The sequence below is a fragment of the Bradyrhizobium sp. AZCC 2176 genome, from assembly GCF_036924645.1.
GTDB lineage: Bacteria > Pseudomonadota > Alphaproteobacteria > Rhizobiales > Xanthobacteraceae > Bradyrhizobium.
Genome location: NZ_JAZHRX010000001.1, coordinates 4149050 through 4164622, shown reverse-complemented (window position 1 = coordinate 4164622; position 15573 = coordinate 4149050). Strand labels below are relative to the sequence as shown.

The following is a 15573-nucleotide window of genomic DNA, read 5'->3' as shown; positions in this document are numbered from 1 at the left end:
GCGAGAATATCTCGTAGGGTGGGCAAAGCGAAGCGTGCCCACCATCTTTCAAGCTACGTAAGGTTGTGATATCACAAATTATGCCGCGATATGTTCGTGCCAAAGGCAGCATTTTCTTTTTCACCGTCGTCCTCGCACAGCGGTCCAACAGGCTCTTGATCGACGAAATCGATCGTCTCCGGCACATCTACAAAATCGTTCAGCAGCGGCATCCTTTTGAGACCGTCGCGATCTGCATTTTGCCTGACCATATTCATGCCCTTTGGGCATTGCCGGAAGGCGATGCAAACTTCGCCACTCGCTGGAGTTCGATCAAGAGCGGCTTTTCAAGAGGCCTCGATGCGCAGACACGTTCGGCAAGCAAAGTCAGCAAGCGAGAAAAAGGCATCTGGCAGCGACGCTATTGGGAACATGCCATTAGAGATGAGGCAGATTTCGAACGCCATATCGACTATATTCATTTCAATCCAGTGAAGCATGGATACGTCACGCGTGTAGCCGACTGGCCGCACAGCAGTTTCCACCGTTATGTAGAGCGCGGAATTCTCGCTCCGGACTGGGGAGGCGATTTGCGTAACATTCAGGGTTCATTCGGCGAATAGATGGTGGGCACGCTTCGCTTTGCCCACCCTACGAGATCTCGCAGGATCACAGCCCCTTGATCATCCCGGCATCTATCAGCAGGCGGTTGAACCGGCGCGCCTCCGCGCCTTTCTTGCAGGCGTAGAACGTGCCCTTGCAGCGGACCATGATGCTCTTCTGTTCTGCAAACGACGGATCGAGCGGGAGGCCGGCGGCTTCCTGGAGCACGAGCGGGATGTACGCTGCATCGAGCGTTTCAAGCGCGGACGACAAATTGCGTGGCTGATAGTTGATGCCGTCGATTGCATAATAGGTCGAGTAATAGCGCGGATCGGTCGCCATCAGGCGCTTCGCCAGCAGTTTCTGATCGATCCCTGGTTCCAGCAGCTTTTGCGAAATGGCCGGCTGGTGATCGCCAAAACGCAGCACAAGGAACGACTCGTTCGGATAGTCGCGCTTCAGCCGCTCGGTGAATTCGCGATAGTCGCTGGCCGTCATGGCCTGGCGGCGGATGTACTCGTCGACCTCGGCGGTGTTGCCCGGCGGCGTCCAGTCCGCAGGGGTCAGATCGGGCCGGTAGACGTTCCACCAGGGAAAATGGTTGGCGGTGAGATATACGAACATGAAGATCGGCGATTGCTGCGGCTGCTCGCGCGCAAACACCTTCAAGGCCTGATCGAAATAGAACTTGTCGGGCTGCATGTCCTCGTTCACGCCCATATCTGCCATGTCGATGAACCGGTCGACGCCTGTGCCCTTCTGGAAGGCGCGCGCGCTGAGGAAGTCGCCATAGGTCGGATAGAGCGAGACGGTCTTGTACCCGCAATTCTGCAACGCCTGCGGCAGTCCGCGCGTGACGCGGCCGGCGGTGATGCGCGTGACGTAGAACTTCAAATCGCCGAACGAGCGCGCCGACAGGCCGGTCAGCACGTTGAACTCGGTGTACCAGGTCGGGCCGCCGGTCGACTCCGCGATCATGGTCCGCTGCTTGCCGTCGCTCGACTTGAAATAATCGGTGTATCCGGCCGGAACCTTGATGCCGGGCGCCGAGGTGACGTCGAAGCTCGACTCATCGAGCAGCAGGATGATGTGCGGCCGCTTGGCCGTAGCATTGCAGGCCCCGCCTGACGGCAGCGCAGGCAGGCCGGCGGCGTGGGCGTCGCGCGCGAGGCTGAGCGGGCCGTTCGCCGGCGGATCGGCCTCAATCCATCCCGTCGACGCCAGCCGCGACACCGCCACCACACCTGAGCGCGCCAGATTGGAAATGTGATTGACGCCCTGGAACGGTTCCCATGCCAGTTCGGGCGATGCGACCGACATCACCGCGATCAGCAGCGTCGTCGCCGCCACGCCCGTCAACGCAAAGCGGCGGCGTACGCGGAACGGATCGAAACGCCAGATCAGCCACAACAGCGGAACAGCAACGAGACCTGCCGCGATCAACTGCATCTGCAATCGCGGAAACACCGAGAACAGAAACGAAAACGTATCGCGGTCGATGATCAGGAAGTCGAGGAACGTCAGCGTCAACTGCAGAACCCCGAACTTGAAGTGCGACAGCGCGATCAGAACCACGATGAGGGCCAGCGCCAGCGCGGCGCAGACGCCGGGCCGCTGCAGCACGACCAGCAGCAGGCAGTTGACCAAGACCCACGCCAGCACGGACAGCGTGATCGCAAACGGCCCGTATTCGGTGGTCAGCAGGACCACCAGCCCCGCCAGATGCACGGCAGCGATCAGGCCAGCCAGCGCAAAGAACCGGACGCCGCGCGATTCCGCGCGGAGGCTTTCGCCCATTCCGGGTCCCGCAACAACTGACATGCTCTAAAGCCCCTTGATGAAACCTGCCTCGATCAATAACCGGTTGAACCTGCGCGCCTCGGCGCCATCCTTGCAGGCGTAGAATACACCCTTGCAGCGGAGCATGATGTTCTTTTGCTCCTCGAAGGACGGGTCGAGCGGGATGCCGGCGGCTTCCTGGACCACCAGCGGCAGATAGGGCGCGTCGATCCTGTCCATGACCGCGGAACTCTTCACCGGCTCGAAATTGATGGCGTCGATCGCGTAATAGGTGGTGAAGTAGCGCGGGTCGTAGGTGTCGAACTTGCGGGCGAGCCTGGCTTCGTCCAGGCCGGGATCCAGCAGGTTCGACGAGAACTCCGGCTGGTGATCGCCGTAGCGAACGATCAGGAACGGCTGCGCCGGGAACTTCTTCTTCAGGCTGGCGACGAACGCCGCGTAATCGCCGGCGCTCATGGTCTGGCGGCGCAGGTATTCGTCGACCACCGGCTCGTTGCCGGGCTTGCGCCAGGACGGCAGCAGGTCCGGGCGGAATTTGGTTTCCCAGGGGAAATGGTTGGCGGCGAGATAGACGAAGGTGAACAGCGGCGTGTTGGCCGGCTGCTCGGCGATCAGCCCCACGGCCTTGTCGTAGAAGAAGCTGTCCGGCTCGATGCCCTTCGCGCCGAGAGCGCGCGCGTCATAGAAATGCTGGATGCCGGTGGAAGTCTGGAAGCCGCGCGCGCCCATGAAGGCGCCGTAGGCCGGATAGAGCGAGATCGTGGTGTAACCGCAGCGGCGCAGCGCCAGCGGCAGCCCGCGCTCGACCCGCCCGGACGCGATGCGGGTGACGAAATAGGAAAAGCGGCCGAACGAACGCGACGACAGGCCGGCCAGCACGTTGTACTCGGCCATCCAGCTTGCGCCGCCGCTGCTCTCGGCCATGAACTTGCGCTCGCGGCCATCAAACGACTTGAAATGGCTGCCATAGCCCGGCGGCACCTTGACGCCGTTGGCCTGACGGATGTCGAAGCTCGACTCGTCATGGATCATGATGATGTGCGGGCGGCGGCCGGCGACATGACAGGAATCGACCAGCGGCATCTTCAGCCGCTCGGCCGTGACGGCCTCCGATTCCATGAAGCCGTAATTGACGAAGTCGGAAACCGCCGTGACGCCGGAACGGGCGAATTTGGAGAGATAGCCGTCATCGTAATAGCCGCGCCAGGCTTCGTCCGGCCAGGCCATCGCCTGCCCGGTCAGCACGGCGAGACAGGCCAAGAGGCCGGCGGCCGCCGGCAGGCGGCGGATGCGGAACGGATCGAGCCACCACAGCGCGTACATCAGCGGCAGGATGCCGAGCGCTGCGCCGACCACGCTCCAGCGCAGGTTCGGAAAGATCGTGAACAGGTAGGCCGCGGTGTCGCGGTCGATCACCATCAGGTCGACGAAGTTCGCGGTCATCTGCACGACGTCGTGCTTGAGCCGCGACAGCAGCACCAGCAGCACGACCAGCGTCAGCGACAGCGCGCCCGACAAGGCCGGACGCCGCAGGAGCGCGATAAAGGCGAAGTTCAGGATGCCCCAGGCCAGCACAAAACCCATGCGGCCGCCGAAATCGGCTTCGGTCTGCAGCATGATGGCCAGCGCGGCCATGTGCGGTGCAGCGACGGCCGAAAGCCGCCAGAACCCAATGGCGGCTAAGCCGGCAACAAGGGTGGCAGTGGAGGGCCCTGGATTTGGCGCGGGCGCCATGGGAGGCAACGCAACATGACCCGGCGCAATACAAAGCCTTGGCTGGCAACAGACCAGGAGACGCACGACCAGCCGGAACCTGTGCCGTGTCATAAAAACGTAGTGGAATCATCATGAACGCGCAATGAATTTGCCGCTGCGGGGGCGCTTACGGGGTAGTCATTCCGGGGCGATGCGAAGCATCGAACCCGGAATCTCGAGATTCCGGGTTCGCTTCGCGCCCCGGAATGACGGCATCAGGGCTTGGCAATGCCCTCGATGAAGAGGTCGAGGATCGCCTCGGCGGTCTGCTCGGCCTCGGAGCCGGCGACGCCCCAGCGCGGAAAATGGCCGTCGATATTCATCCGGGCAAAGCCATAGACCAGCGCCCGGCCGGCGATCTGAACCTGCTTGAGGTCCGCCGGCCGAAGCTGGCCCGCCGCAAAGGCCTCCGCCAGCGTCCGCTCGGTCAGTGCGATCAGTTCGGCATTGTCGCGGCTGATGGCGGCCGCCCGGTCGTGATCGAACAAGCGGCGGCTGGAAATGATTTCGAAATGGGTCGGGTTGCGCATCGCCCAGCGCAGGTAGGCGAGCCCGAGGCAGCGAAAGCGGCCGAGCGGATCGCCGGGAGGCGCCTCGGCCGACGCCGCCTCGATCTCGGCGCGGAACCGCCGCTGCGCCTCCTCCGCCACCGCCTGCATCAGGGCGTCGCGGCTGGGAAAATGCCGGAACGGTGCCCCCGGTGAGACGCCAGCCCGGCGCGCGGCCTCCCGGACACTGACCGCCGCCGCCCCACCCTCGCCGACCAGTTGCAGCGCGGCGTCGATCAGGACGCGCCGGAGGTCGCCGTGGTGATACGGCTTTGCCGCAGGCGCGCGCGAAACGCGGCGGCGCGGTTCGGCCGGGGGCGATTTCGCGGCAGGAGATTTGGCGGCTGGGCGCATGCCCTCTCCTAGCATCACCGCCTTGTGAATGTAAGCACCGATTACACGGATTGACCATTCGGCATGGGCATATGTAACTGGCGATTACATTGCGCATCCGCGTCATTGCAATCGATGGGGGAAACGAACATGCCGACACGTCAAAACTGGTTCGATGGCTGGCGGCTGTTCGCGCTACTCGCGCTGACCCTGCTGGTCCTCAGCATCTGGATCGCCGGCATGCGCTCGTTCGAGGTCGACGGCGTGCGGATGGTGATCCGCTTCACCGCGCGGACCTCGCTGGTGCTGTTCTGCCTCGCCTTTTCGGCCGCCGCGCTGGCCCACCTGTGGCCGAATGCGTCGACGCGATGGCTGCGCCGCAACCGCCGCTATCTCGGCGTCAGCTTCGCGGCCTCGCACGCGATCCACGCGGTCGCCATCGCCGCCTTCGCCGTGATGGATCCCGCAGGCTATGCGGCGGCGACCTCGACCGCCTCCTACATTTTCGGCGGCATCGGCTACGCCTTCATCATCGCGATGACCGCCACCTCGTTCGACCGCACCGCAGCCGCGATCGGCGCACGCGCCTGGCGCCGGCTGCATCTCGTCGGCGGCTATTACCTGCTGTTCCAATTCATGGTGTCGTTCGGCAAGCGAATTCCCGACATGCCGCTCTATGCGTTGTTCCTCGTTCCGCTGATCGCCGTGTTCGCGCTGCGGATGATCGCGATGGCGCCGCGCGCGCAGGCGACCGTGCGGACGGGGTGAGTTAGCCACCCCTCAAACTGCGACATTTGGTACCTGTCTCAAGAATCTCGCGCAGCAGGAGAGCCTCGATACCGACGCGCCTGCGATTAGTCCAAAAACTGGACTACCTTGCTGACCCCCGTGATGCTAAAATTCTCGCATGAAAGGCTATGGATCATTTTGCCCCGTAGCCAAAGCTGCGGAAATTCTCACTGAGCGGTGGACTCCGCTCGTGCTCCGCGAGCTGTTGCTAGGGTCCCGCCACTTCAACCAGCTTCGCCGCGGCATCCCCCAGATGTCGCCGACCCTCCTCTCTAAGCGCCTGCAAACGCTAGAAGAAGCCGGGCTAATCTCACGCCAATCAGGTGATAATGGGCATTCGGAGTACCACCCAACCCAAGCGGCCAGAGAAGCGCGGCCAATTATCGATGCCTTGGGCTATTGGGGCCACAGGTGGGCGCGCAGCCAGCTCACGCCCGACGAACTCCACGCGGGCCGGCTCATGTGGAATATGCGCCGTTCGTTCGATCTAAAGCACATTCCATGCGACTTCGTGCTGTACATCGAGATTGCGGACGCTCGGCCGAAGCGCTGGTGGTTTGTTGTGAAGAAGGAGGATGCCGATCTCTGCTGGAACGATCCCGGCTTCGAGGTCGATATCAGCCTCTATTCGAGCCTGCTGACACTTGTGCAGATTTTCATGGGCGACCAACCGCTGCTACGGGCGTGTGAGCTCGGTAAGATTGAGATCGACGGTCCTAACCATCTTGTGAAGAGCATGCCGGCTTGGTTCCCACGCAGCAAGTATGCCATGAGGCGCCTGCGGGCCGCAGATCAAACCTTAGCCAGTTAAGAACACCCTCTTCAGTCCAGTTTTTGGACTAGCGCTTCCCCCAGTAGTAGCTGCGAATGCGCTCACGCGAAAAGCATCTCAGCTAAAAGGAGGCAAAGATGACTCGCATTTCGCTTATTTCATTCGCCCTTCTTCTGATTGTCAGCCACGCCAGTCAAGTATTGGCGGATCCGCTCGCAGATAAGGTGGCGTCGATGAACGCCCAATGGGATGCCGCCATTAACAACGCAGACTTCGATGCCCTATTACCATTGTACACCGCTGACGGCAGATTGATGCCGCCTGGCGCGCAGCCCGTCACCGGCCCTTTGGCAATCCGTGATTTCTTTGCTGGGCGGGGAAGAAGCGTCAGAAATCACAAGCTTGAGCTGGTGGATGTGCTACCCATCGGGAACTACGCCTATACCACGTCTCATTTCACGGCCACGTTAATGGTGAATGAGAAGGCGGCGTCAATTTCCGGCAGCACTGTGAGACTCCTTGAACGCCAACCCGACGGACAGTGGAAGATAAAGTCTCATATCTTTGTTAGAGAATAAATTCGTGGCTGCCACAGCCATCCGGTCAGGCACTTACAAACCTGACACGGGTCGCAGGTGATAGATGGTCATGCGCCTATTGTGGAAAAGCGCCATTTCGCTGCCGCGCAGCAACCACGCCGCTTTAGCCGCAAAGTGGACCTGACCGAAATTTGTGAGTACGCGCCCTAGCTAGTCATCCCCGAGCAGATGGTATTTCCGTCCCAGCCGGCGGTGCACGGTGATGACGGCCCGGTCGACGTCGCTGATCAGGCTGTCGCCAAGCACCACGTTGGGGATTTCCCAATTCCGGCCCTCGCGGATGTTGGGAAGCCCGCGCACGGCGGGGACCGATGCCGTTTCGCATCCCGGCTGGCTGCGAAGCGCGTCGTCGGCGATTTGCGTCAGCTCCGCTCTGCTCTTTCCCGTCGTCACTGGCGGACGAGGCCTTCGCGTTCTTTGGCGCGCGCTTGCGTCATACTCATCCCTGCGGCGTCAATCCGAGGCGCTTGGCGATGATCCTGTCGAGGGTACGCTTGGGCAGCACCGCCGCCATCAACTGGCGCATCGGATCCGGCGCGATCACGTAGCGCACCTTGGGGTTCGGCAGCGTCAATGCCCCGAACACCTTCTCGGCAATCGTCGCCGCCGGCAATCCGGTCGCGCCAAGGCCCAGCATGAAGGCGCGGATTTTCTCCAGCGCCGGAAAATACGGCGAGTTCTTGTAGGCGGAGATGTCGACTTCCTCGGCCTTGCTCCAGATCGGCGTCTTTACCGCGCCCGGCGCAATGATGATGACGTCGATCCCGAACAGCATCAGTTCGCGGCGCAGGCTCTCCGACAGTCCCTCGATCGCATGCTTGGAGGCGGAATAGGCCGAGGTCATCGGGTTGCCGTTCTTGCCGGCGACCGAGGAGATCATCACGATCCGCCCCTTCGGTCCCTTCAGGGCCGGATCGGAGCCGAGCAGCGGCCCGAACGCCTGGGTCGCAATGATGGGCCCGATGAAATTGACCTCCATCTGGCGGCGGAATTCGTCGGCGGCGAGTTCGAGCACGGGACCTGAGACTGCGATGCCGGCATTGTTGACGAGGCCGGCGAGCGTTTCGCCGTTGAGGGCGCTACGGACCTCGCGCGCGGCGGACAGCACGGCGGCTTCATCGGTGACGTCGAAGATCAGCGGCGAAAAATTCGCCCCGAACTCGCTCCTCAGGCGGTCGGCGTCGGCCTGCTTGCGCACGCTGCCGAACACGCGGAAGCCGCGATCGAGCAGCAGTTTCGCGCTGGCCCAGCCGATACCGGTGGACGCGCCGGTGATGACAACAGATCTCATGACCCAAGCCCTTGTGAGAGGTTTAATGAAGTTCGTCGTGAAGGAATGCTTAAGCGCTGGCTGCGTGAGCTTCCTCCGCGGGTGCGGCCAGCCTTGACGGTGTCTTGTTCGGCAAGTTGCTATTCGATTTATCCCGGGAACGGTTTAGAGAGGATAGCAGCCGGACCGGGATACCGGAAGCGGTGGCGCATGCATGATGCGGTTCGACATCGGCGAATTATCGCGTGAAATCGCCGCATACGTCCCGATCGCATTGGTAAAGCAATTCGGAACGCGGCGTTTGCAATGCGCGGCGTGCTTCAACGCCGGTATGTCTGCCACGACCGTAGCCGGTCGCTTGCCTGTTTCACGTGCAGTCGATCTGTATTCTACCGGTTCTGGCCTTTAACGCGAGCGTAAGGCTCGGCTCGTCATTGTGCACGCCAACCCTTCAACAACCAGACAGGCTGCCCACAATGGTGCAACAGCCGGCGCACTCGATCATTGCCGAACTCGAAGATGCCGTCAGAGGCGGCTCGTCTGCCAAGCGGGTGGAAACCCTGCGGCAGGTCACCGACCTCTTCCTCCATGATGGAGACCGTCTCAGCGACGACCAGGTCAAGGTCTTCGACGACGTGCTCTGCCTCCTGATCGCGCGCGTCGAAACGCGCGCCAAGGCCGAACTCTCGAAGCGGCTGGCGCCGCTCGACTACGCCCCGTTCGAGGTCATCCAGCATCTTGCCTGGGACGACGAGATCGAAGTCGCCGGCACCGTGCTTGCCAATTCCAGCCGGCTCGGGACCGACGTGCTGGTCGAGATCGCCAGCAGCAAAGGGCAGGATCACCTGCTCGCCATTTCCGGCCGTGCCGAACTGCCCGCCGCCGTCACCGACGTCATCGTCGACCGCGGCGAAGGCCAGGTGATCCGAAAACTCGCCAACAACGCCAGCGCCAAGTTCTCCGACCAGGGCTTTTCCACGATCGTCGCCCGCGCCGGCGCGGACGACGAACTGGTGGAAATCCTCAGCCTGCGCGCCGATTTTCCGGCAAAGTTCATTGCTGACCTGTTGCGCCGCGCCAAGGATGCGGTTCGCGCCCGGCTTTTAGCGATCGCGCCGCCCACCGTCCAGGAAGAGATCAAGCGGGTCTTGAACGAGATCGCCCGCGAGGCTCCGCCCCCGAGCCGCAGCTTCGGCGTTGCCGAGGAGCTCGTGAAGCTGATGAAGGGGCTGAACGAGCTGGACGACGCGGCGGTCTACAAATTCGCCGAGTCGAACAAGTTCGACGAGGTCACCGTGGCGCTTGCGGTTCTCAACGAAATGCCGGTCGAAATGACGGCCCGGCTGATGGAAGGGCCGCGGGCCGACCTGATCCTGATTCCCTGCCGCTCCGCACGCCTGAACTGGCCGACGGTCGAGTCCATCCTGCGCAACCGGCCGGTCAAGCCTGCGATCAGCGAACAGACGCTGGAGATCGCGCAACGTGATTTCCGCAAACTGTCGATGGAAACGGCCCAGCGCACCGTCCGCTTCTGGCAGTTGCACAACAAGATCGAGAAAGAACCGATCATCCGGACGAATTGAGCGGACGAATTGAGTCTTGCCTGCGCGCCGTGGTCACGGCGCGCGCAAAGTCCGAACCGGTCACAGACCATCCAGCGCGCGATCCAGCCACGGGAAGCGCGCCGGCGGAAACGGCCAGCGCCTGCCGGTCTGCCGCCAGCTCCGATTGCCGATGGCCGCGTGCCGATCCAACACGTGAGACGTTCGGAATGAAGAAACCGATACCAGCCTGGTGTTCAGTGCGCCGTCGAACTCGTTTCACGAATGAGAGCGCAGATTAAGCAACCGCGCTTTGGCTCAGTAAACGCTGACTTTTCCGTCGCTAATGTATTTGTTGAATTGCTTCGCACCAAGAATGTGCATGAAGCGTCAGCTCTTCGTTTCGGCTCGGGCGGCGCACCCGGCGCGGCGCGTTGAAGAATCTGGTTGAGCCATCAATTCTTCGAAGAAACTGCGAGACCGCGTTTGCGATCGCGCCGGATAATGCCGATCAACGCTTAAGATTTCGTGTTGCAGCGCGAGCGAGCTTTGTAGGGTGGGCAAAGGCGCTCTTTGCGCCGTGCCCACCATCTATCCACTTGGTCATCCTGCACGGTGGGCACGCGGAGCCTGTTATCGGGCGCGCATTCGCGCGACCCGTTGGCTTTGCCCACCCTACCGGATCCGACCACCCTCAGTTCTTGGTCTTGTCGACCAGCGCGCCCTTTTTGATCCACGGCATCATGTCGCGGAGTTTGGCGCCGACTTCCTCGATCGGGTGCTCGGCGAGCTTGGCGCGGGTCGCCTTGAACGAGGTCTGGTTGACCTTGTTCTCCAGCATCCAGTCACGGGCGAACTTGCCGCCCTGGATGTCGGCGAGAACGCGCTTCATCTCGGCCTTGGTCTCTGATGTGACGATGCGCGGGCCGGTTACGTATTCGCCGTACTCGGCGGTGTTGGAGATCGAGTAGTTCATGTTGGCAATGCCGCCTTCATAGATCAGGTCGACGATCAGCTTCACCTCGTGCAGGCACTCGAAATAGGCCATCTCGGGGGCGTAGCCCGCTTCGACCAGCGTCTCGTAGCCGCCCTTGATCAGCTCGACCAGGCCGCCGCAGAGCACCACCTGCTCGCCGAACAGGTCGGTCTCGCACTCTTCCTTGAAGGTGGTCTCGATGATGCCGGCGCGGCCGCCGCCGATCGCCGAGGCGTAGCTGAGGCCGAGGTCATGGGCGTTGCCCGAGACGTCCTTGGCGATCGCGATCAGGCAGGGCACGCCGCCGCCGCGCTGGTATTCCGAGCGAACGGTGTGGCCAGGGCCCTTCGGCGCGATCATCAGCACGTCGAGATCGGCGCGCGGGTCGAGCAGGTTGAAATGGACGTTGAGGCCGTGCGCGAAAACCAGCGCCGCGCCCTTCTTCATGTTGTCGTGCAGGTGCTCGCGGTAGATGTCGCCCTGCAGCTCGTCCGGGGTCAGCATCATCACGAGGTCGGCCCATTTGGCGGCCTCGGCGACTTCCATCACCTTGAAGCCGGCGGCTTCCGCCTTCTTGGCCGAGGCCGAACCCTTGCGGAGCGCAATGGCGACTTCCTTGACGCCGGAATCCTTCAGGTTCAGCGCATGGGCGTGGCCCTGGCTGCCATAGCCGACGATGACGACCTTCTTGCCCTTGATCAGGTTCAGGTCGGCATCACGATCGTAATAAACTCGCATGGTCGTTTCCTCAATCGATGGCCAAAACGGCCGGTTAATCAGGCATTTGGGGGAATAGGACCGCCGGGCGCCCGCGAATTTCCGGCGTTGTCTAGAGCATTTTCCGCGTCAAAGGAAACCCGTTTATGCATGGCCCGGTGCGGCATCATGCGTCCATGAAGACCGGATAGAGCGAGGCCAGGAGCAGCACCGCCATGACGATGTTGAAGGCCCGCACCGCCCGCCGGGAGGTCAGGACCGGCCGCAGCGCGCTGCCGAACAGGGCCCAGGCGGTGCAGGACAGGATGCCCAGGAGCAGGCTTAAGCCGACCTGGATCGCGATGTTCCAGGGATAGACGGCGATCGCCGCATAGGCGGTGATAGTGCCGATCACCATCACCCAGCCCTTGGCATTGACCCACTGGAACATGGCCGCGCCCCAGAACGTCATCGGGCGGGCACCGTGGCGTTTGTCCGGATCCGCCGAGGGCGGCTCGGACATTGCGATATGGGCGGCCAGATAGATCAGGTAGGCCACCCCGGCATATTTCAGGATGGTCTGCAAAATCGGATAGGCGATGAAGATGGTCCCGAGCCCGAGACCGACCGCGCCGACCATGAAGGCGAAGCCCACCGTGATGCCCATGATGTGCGGGATGGTCGGGCGGAAGCCGTAGGTCAGCCCCGACGACAGCAACATGATGTTGTTCGGCCCCGGCGTGAAGAACATCACGGTGGCGAACATGACGAAGGCGATCAGGAGCGAATGCGACATGGGGCCTCACGCGATCTTTGGCAGAGCTTGTTTTTCTGAAGCCGAATCTTCTGAAATCTTGGTACGCATCGACAGCAGCATGATGGCAATGCCGCTCACCACCGTGACCATCCCGGCCAGCCGAAGCGGCCCGAACGTCTCGCCGAACACCACGCTGGAGGCGGCGGAACCGACGAACGGCACCAGCAGCGCGAACGGCACCACCTGCGCGGCGGGGTGATCCCGGAGCGGCCCTGCCCCACAGCCAGCAGGCGATGCTGGAAAAAACCCGTTTATGCATGGCGCGGTGCGGCATCACGCATCCATCAAGACTGGATAGAGCGAGGCCAGCAGCAGCAGGGCCATCAGGATATTGAAAGCCCTGACGGCCCCGGGCGACGGCAGGATCCGCCGCAGCGAACTGCCGAAAACTGCCCACACAAGCGAGGATAACCCTCCCATGACGAACATCAGGGCGGCCTGCATCGCGATATTCCAGGGAAAGCTGGCAATCGCGGAATAGGCGGTAATGATGCCAATCGCCATCACCCAGCCCTTGACGTTGACCCATTGGAATAGCGCCGCAGTCCAGAACGTCATGGGGCCGCGCTGGCTGTCCTGACCTCGCGCAACGGACGCAGACATCGCGATACCAAAGGCCAGGTAGATCAGATAGGCGATGCCGGCGTATTTCAGAACGGTCTGCAAAACCGGATAGGCGATGAAGATCGTCCCCAGGCCGAGGCCCATGGCCGCCACCATAAATGAAACTCCGATCGCGATGCCTGCGATGTGCGGAAGGGTGCGCCGGAAGCCGTAAGTGAGTCCCGACGACAGCACCAAGACGTTGTTGGGCCCTGGCGTGAACGCCATGACTGCGGCAAAAACAACCAAGGCGATAAAGAGCGGCTGCGACATTAGGTGCTCACGCGATTTTCGGCAGGACTTGTGGCCTCGACAGCAACATCACGGCGATGCCACCGACCACCGTGACCATCCCGGCCAGCCGAAGCGGCCCGAAGGTTTCGCCGAACACCACGCTGGAGGCGGCGGAACCGACGAACGGCACCAGCAGCGCGAACGGCACTACCTGCGCGGCGGGGTGATCCCGGAGCAGCCTGCCCCACAGCCAGTAAGCGATGCTGGTGGAGACGCCGCCGAGACCGATCATGCACATCAGACCGGTCAGCGACATATGGGTCAGCGCATGCCAGGTCGGCTGCGGACCGTTGCTGACCAGCGTCAGCGCCAACAGCGGAATTGCCGCGACCAGGCACAGCCACGCGAACAGGTCGAACATCGGCACGCCCTGCGCGCGCCGCAGCAGCAGATTGCCGGCCGCGAAGCTGAGCGGCGAGATCATCAAGATCGCAAACGCACTGATGCTGAAATCGTAACCGACGGTGCCGCAGATCATCAGCAGGCCCGCCGTGGCAACTCCGATGCCGACGGCCTGCCACACGCCCGGCCGCTCGCGGAACAACAGCGCGGCAAAGCCGATGGTGAACAGCGCCTGGCTCTGCACGATCACGCTGGAAAGGCCGACGGGAACGCCGTGCGCAATGGCAAAGGCTTGCGCCAGAAACTGGCCGAGGAACAAAGTGAAGCTGATCGAGGCCAGCACCGTCCATGAAACCTTCGGCCGCGCCACGAACAGGCAGGGCAAGGCGGCGATGGAAAAGCGCAGCGTCGTCATCAATTCCGGCGAAAACTCGTTCAGCGCGATGCGGCTCGCGACAAAGGCAAGGCCCCAGATCACCGCGACCAGCACGGCGATGCAGACATCAGCCGGTTTCATTTTTTTCTAGCTCTGTTGATCCGGCTTCGGTTTGCGCAGGAGATAGGTACCATGCAGCGGGGCGTGATAGTCGACCGATTCCAGCACAAAACCGATATCGGTCAGCATGCGCTCGATCACCCAGCCGAAGGTCGAGTATTCGTCGCGCATATGGGTGACGACGCCCTCGCGCTGGAAATCGTGGTTCTTGATGGTGAAATCCGCCCATTGCTCGACATCGCGCTCAGCGCCGTCGGGCATGCTGACGAACACGATGTCGCGCAGGTAGAAATTCGCACCGGGCTTCAGCGCGGTATAGATCCGCGCCAGCGCCACCGCCTTCCAGAAATCCGGCAGATGATGCAGCGTGAATTCGCTGACGATCAGATCATACGAATTCGGCTGATAGGTAAAGCTGAGGAGGCCCGCCGGCTGGGTGCGGATCGCGACCTTGCGGTCACGGGCCTGGATATTGGCGAGCGCCAGCATCGCCGGGGAAATGTCGATGGCATCGACTTCGGCGCCCATCAGCGCCGCCTCGCAGGCCAGTACGCCGTTGCCGCAACCGATATCCGCCACCCGCCAGCCGCGCTGCACGCCGAGCATGGCCAGCGCAGCGCGCGCCCGATCGTCGCTATCGTCGTGCCGGTCGTAGATCGAGGCAACCGCGGAATCGAGCCCGAGCTGCCGTCTTTGAGTGTAATACCAGTCACGCGCCAGCATGTTCACATCCCCTCGGGCCCGCGCCCGATCGCCGCAACCCCTGTGCGCGACACCTCGACCAGGCCGAGCGGGCGCATCAGATCGATGAATTGATTGATTTTGGACGAATTGCCTGTGATCTCGAACACAAAACTTTCGGTCGTTGCGTCGATCACGCGGGCGCGGAACGCATCCGCCAGCCGCAGCGCCTCGACGCGGTGGTCGCCGCCGCCGCGCACCTTCACCATCGCGAGTTCCCGCTCGATCGAGCGGCCGGTGATCGTCATGTCGACGACACGGTAGACCGGCACCATGCGGTCGAGCTGATGCTTGATCTGTTCGATCACCATCGGTGTGCCCGTGGTGACAATGGTGATGCGCGAGAGATGTTTCTGGCTCTCGGTTTCAGAAACCGTGAGGCTCTCGATGTTGTAGCCGCGGCCGGAAAACAGACCGATCACGCGCGCGAGCACGCCGGGCTCGTTCTGCACCAAGACCGAGAGCGTGTGCGACTCGTTGGGATCGTGGCGCTCTTCCAGGAAGTAGGCGGATGCGGGCTGGTTCATGGTCGTCCCTATCAATCTCTCACTCGTCATGCCCGGGCTTGTCCCGGGCATCCACGTCTAAAATTTTCGCAAGAGAGAAGTCGTGGATGGCC

17 protein-coding genes are annotated in these 15573 nt (G+C 62.3%); 5 read left to right on the top strand and 12 right to left on the bottom strand.

Annotated features, from left to right (window positions below):
• Positions 1 to 80: 80 nt before the first annotated feature.
• A complete protein-coding gene (locus V1288_RS19665) occupies positions 81 to 602 on the top strand; it encodes an REP-associated tyrosine transposase (RefSeq protein ID WP_334358607.1) in 522 nt (173 codons plus the stop codon).
• Between the two features lie 46 nt (positions 603 to 648).
• On the opposite strand, the gene V1288_RS19660 is transcribed toward V1288_RS19665, so the two are convergent.
• The 3 genes from V1288_RS19660 to V1288_RS19650 all read right to left on the bottom strand — a co-directional run bounded on the left by V1288_RS19660 (position 649) and on the right by V1288_RS19650 (position 5039).
• Positions 649 to 2379, bottom strand: coding sequence for a sulfatase-like hydrolase/transferase (locus V1288_RS19660; RefSeq protein ID WP_334358606.1), 1731 nt, complete (start codon positions 2377 to 2379; stop codon positions 649 to 651).
• A 27-nt stretch (positions 2380 to 2406) separates the two neighbouring features.
• Entirely contained in the window at positions 2407 to 4116 is a 1710-nt protein-coding gene (locus V1288_RS19655; protein WP_334358605.1) for a sulfatase-like hydrolase/transferase, read from the bottom strand.
• 236 nt (positions 4117 to 4352) lie between these two features.
• Positions 4353 to 5039: a TetR/AcrR family transcriptional regulator gene (locus tag V1288_RS19650; RefSeq protein WP_334358604.1), complete on the bottom strand. Its 687-nt coding sequence runs from the start codon at positions 5037 to 5039 to the stop codon at positions 4353 to 4355.
• 129 nt (positions 5040 to 5168) lie between these two features.
• Here V1288_RS19650 and V1288_RS19645 point away from each other — a divergent pair, with 129 nt between their 5' ends.
• The 3 genes from V1288_RS19645 to V1288_RS19635 all read left to right on the top strand — a co-directional run bounded on the left by V1288_RS19645 (position 5169) and on the right by V1288_RS19635 (position 7157).
• Positions 5169 to 5786 carry a hypothetical protein gene (locus V1288_RS19645; RefSeq protein WP_334358603.1) on the top strand — a complete coding sequence of 206 codons (618 nt, stop codon included), beginning with the start codon at positions 5169 to 5171 and terminating at the stop codon, positions 5784 to 5786.
• Positions 5787 to 5925: 139 nt separating this feature from the next.
• Entirely contained in the window at positions 5926 to 6618 is a 693-nt protein-coding gene (locus tag V1288_RS19640; RefSeq protein ID WP_334358602.1) for a winged helix-turn-helix transcriptional regulator, read from the top strand.
• A gap of 98 nt (positions 6619 to 6716) precedes the next feature.
• Positions 6717 to 7157: a YybH family protein gene (locus V1288_RS19635; protein WP_334358601.1), complete on the top strand. Its 441-nt coding sequence runs from the start codon at positions 6717 to 6719 to the stop codon at positions 7155 to 7157.
• A 171-nt stretch (positions 7158 to 7328) separates the two neighbouring features.
• Here the strand turns inward: V1288_RS19635 and V1288_RS19630 are convergent, their stop codons facing one another.
• Both V1288_RS19630 and V1288_RS19625 read right to left on the bottom strand, forming a co-directional pair.
• A complete protein-coding gene (locus tag V1288_RS19630; RefSeq protein ID WP_334358600.1) occupies positions 7329 to 7571 on the bottom strand; it encodes a hypothetical protein in 243 nt (80 codons plus the stop codon).
• Positions 7572 to 7617: 46 nt separating this feature from the next.
• The gene (locus V1288_RS19625; protein WP_334358599.1) at positions 7618 to 8469 is read right to left on the bottom strand and encodes an SDR family oxidoreductase; all 852 of its coding nucleotides are present in this window, start codon (positions 8467 to 8469) and stop codon (positions 7618 to 7620) included.
• A gap of 455 nt (positions 8470 to 8924) precedes the next feature.
• Here V1288_RS19625 and V1288_RS19620 point away from each other — a divergent pair, with 455 nt between their 5' ends.
• A complete protein-coding gene (locus V1288_RS19620) occupies positions 8925 to 10031 on the top strand; it encodes a DUF2336 domain-containing protein (RefSeq protein ID WP_334358598.1) in 1107 nt (368 codons plus the stop codon).
• A gap of 652 nt (positions 10032 to 10683) precedes the next feature.
• On the opposite strand, the gene ilvC is transcribed toward V1288_RS19620, so the two are convergent.
• The 7 genes from ilvC to ilvN all read right to left on the bottom strand — a co-directional run bounded on the left by ilvC (position 10684) and on the right by ilvN (position 15481).
• The gene (gene ilvC, locus V1288_RS19615) at positions 10684 to 11703 is read right to left on the bottom strand and encodes a ketol-acid reductoisomerase (protein ID WP_334358597.1); all 1020 of its coding nucleotides are present in this window, start codon (positions 11701 to 11703) and stop codon (positions 10684 to 10686) included.
• Between the two features lie 145 nt (positions 11704 to 11848).
• A complete protein-coding gene (locus V1288_RS19610) occupies positions 11849 to 12457 on the bottom strand; it encodes a LysE family translocator (protein ID WP_334358596.1) in 609 nt (202 codons plus the stop codon).
• Positions 12458 to 12463: 6 nt separating this feature from the next.
• The gene (locus tag V1288_RS19605; protein ID WP_442894184.1) at positions 12464 to 12658 is read right to left on the bottom strand and encodes a hypothetical protein; all 195 of its coding nucleotides are present in this window, start codon (positions 12656 to 12658) and stop codon (positions 12464 to 12466) included.
• A gap of 93 nt (positions 12659 to 12751) precedes the next feature.
• Positions 12752 to 13354: a LysE family translocator gene (locus V1288_RS19600; RefSeq protein WP_334358595.1), complete on the bottom strand. Its 603-nt coding sequence runs from the start codon at positions 13352 to 13354 to the stop codon at positions 12752 to 12754.
• A 7-nt stretch (positions 13355 to 13361) separates the two neighbouring features.
• Positions 13362 to 14234, bottom strand: a complete 873-nt coding sequence (locus V1288_RS19595) for an EamA family transporter (RefSeq protein ID WP_334358594.1) — start codon at positions 14232 to 14234, stop codon at positions 13362 to 13364.
• Between the two features lie 6 nt (positions 14235 to 14240).
• Positions 14241 to 14936 (bottom strand): class I SAM-dependent methyltransferase, encoded by a 696-nt coding sequence (locus V1288_RS19590; RefSeq protein WP_334358593.1) that lies wholly within the window; start codon positions 14934 to 14936, stop codon positions 14241 to 14243.
• A 2-nt stretch (positions 14937 to 14938) separates the two neighbouring features.
• The gene (gene ilvN / locus V1288_RS19585; protein WP_334358592.1) at positions 14939 to 15481 is read right to left on the bottom strand and encodes an acetolactate synthase small subunit; all 543 of its coding nucleotides are present in this window, start codon (positions 15479 to 15481) and stop codon (positions 14939 to 14941) included.
• Positions 15482 to 15573: the final 92 nt, after the last annotated feature.

Bases quoted from the DNA above. Each gene is read 5' to 3' on its own strand.
- V1288_RS19660 (WP_334358606.1), bottom strand. From the start codon at position 2,379: ATGGGCGAAAGCCTCCGCGCGGAATCGCGCGGCGTCCGGTTCTTTGCG.
- V1288_RS19610 (WP_334358596.1), bottom strand. From the start codon at position 12,457: ATGTCGCATTCGCTCCTGATCGCCTTCGTCATGTTCGCCACCGTGATG.
- V1288_RS19595 (WP_334358594.1), bottom strand. From the start codon at position 14,234: ATGAAACCGGCTGATGTCTGCATCGCCGTGCTGGTCGCGGTGATCTGG.
- V1288_RS19645 (WP_334358603.1), top strand. From the start codon at position 5,169: ATGCCGACACGTCAAAACTGGTTCGATGGCTGGCGGCTGTTCGCGCTA.
- V1288_RS19625 (WP_334358599.1), bottom strand. From the start codon at position 8,469: ATGAGATCTGTTGTCATCACCGGCGCGTCCACCGGTATCGGCTGGGCC.
- V1288_RS19665 (WP_334358607.1), top strand. From the start codon at position 81: ATGCCGCGATATGTTCGTGCCAAAGGCAGCATTTTCTTTTTCACCGTC.
- V1288_RS19640 (WP_334358602.1), top strand. From the start codon at position 5,926: ATGAAAGGCTATGGATCATTTTGCCCCGTAGCCAAAGCTGCGGAAATT.
- V1288_RS19655 (WP_334358605.1), bottom strand. From the start codon at position 4,116: ATGGCGCCCGCGCCAAATCCAGGGCCCTCCACTGCCACCCTTGTTGCC.
- ilvC (WP_334358597.1), bottom strand. From the start codon at position 11,703: ATGCGAGTTTATTACGATCGTGATGCCGACCTGAACCTGATCAAGGGC.
- V1288_RS19620 (WP_334358598.1), top strand. From the start codon at position 8,925: ATGGTGCAACAGCCGGCGCACTCGATCATTGCCGAACTCGAAGATGCC.
- V1288_RS19600 (WP_334358595.1), bottom strand. From the start codon at position 13,354: ATGTCGCAGCCGCTCTTTATCGCCTTGGTTGTTTTTGCCGCAGTCATG.
- V1288_RS19590 (WP_334358593.1), bottom strand. From the start codon at position 14,936: ATGCTGGCGCGTGACTGGTATTACACTCAAAGACGGCAGCTCGGGCTC.
- ilvN (WP_334358592.1), bottom strand. From the start codon at position 15,481: ATGAACCAGCCCGCATCCGCCTACTTCCTGGAAGAGCGCCACGATCCC.
- V1288_RS19635 (WP_334358601.1), top strand. From the start codon at position 6,717: ATGACTCGCATTTCGCTTATTTCATTCGCCCTTCTTCTGATTGTCAGC.
- V1288_RS19650 (WP_334358604.1), bottom strand. From the start codon at position 5,039: ATGCGCCCAGCCGCCAAATCTCCTGCCGCGAAATCGCCCCCGGCCGAA.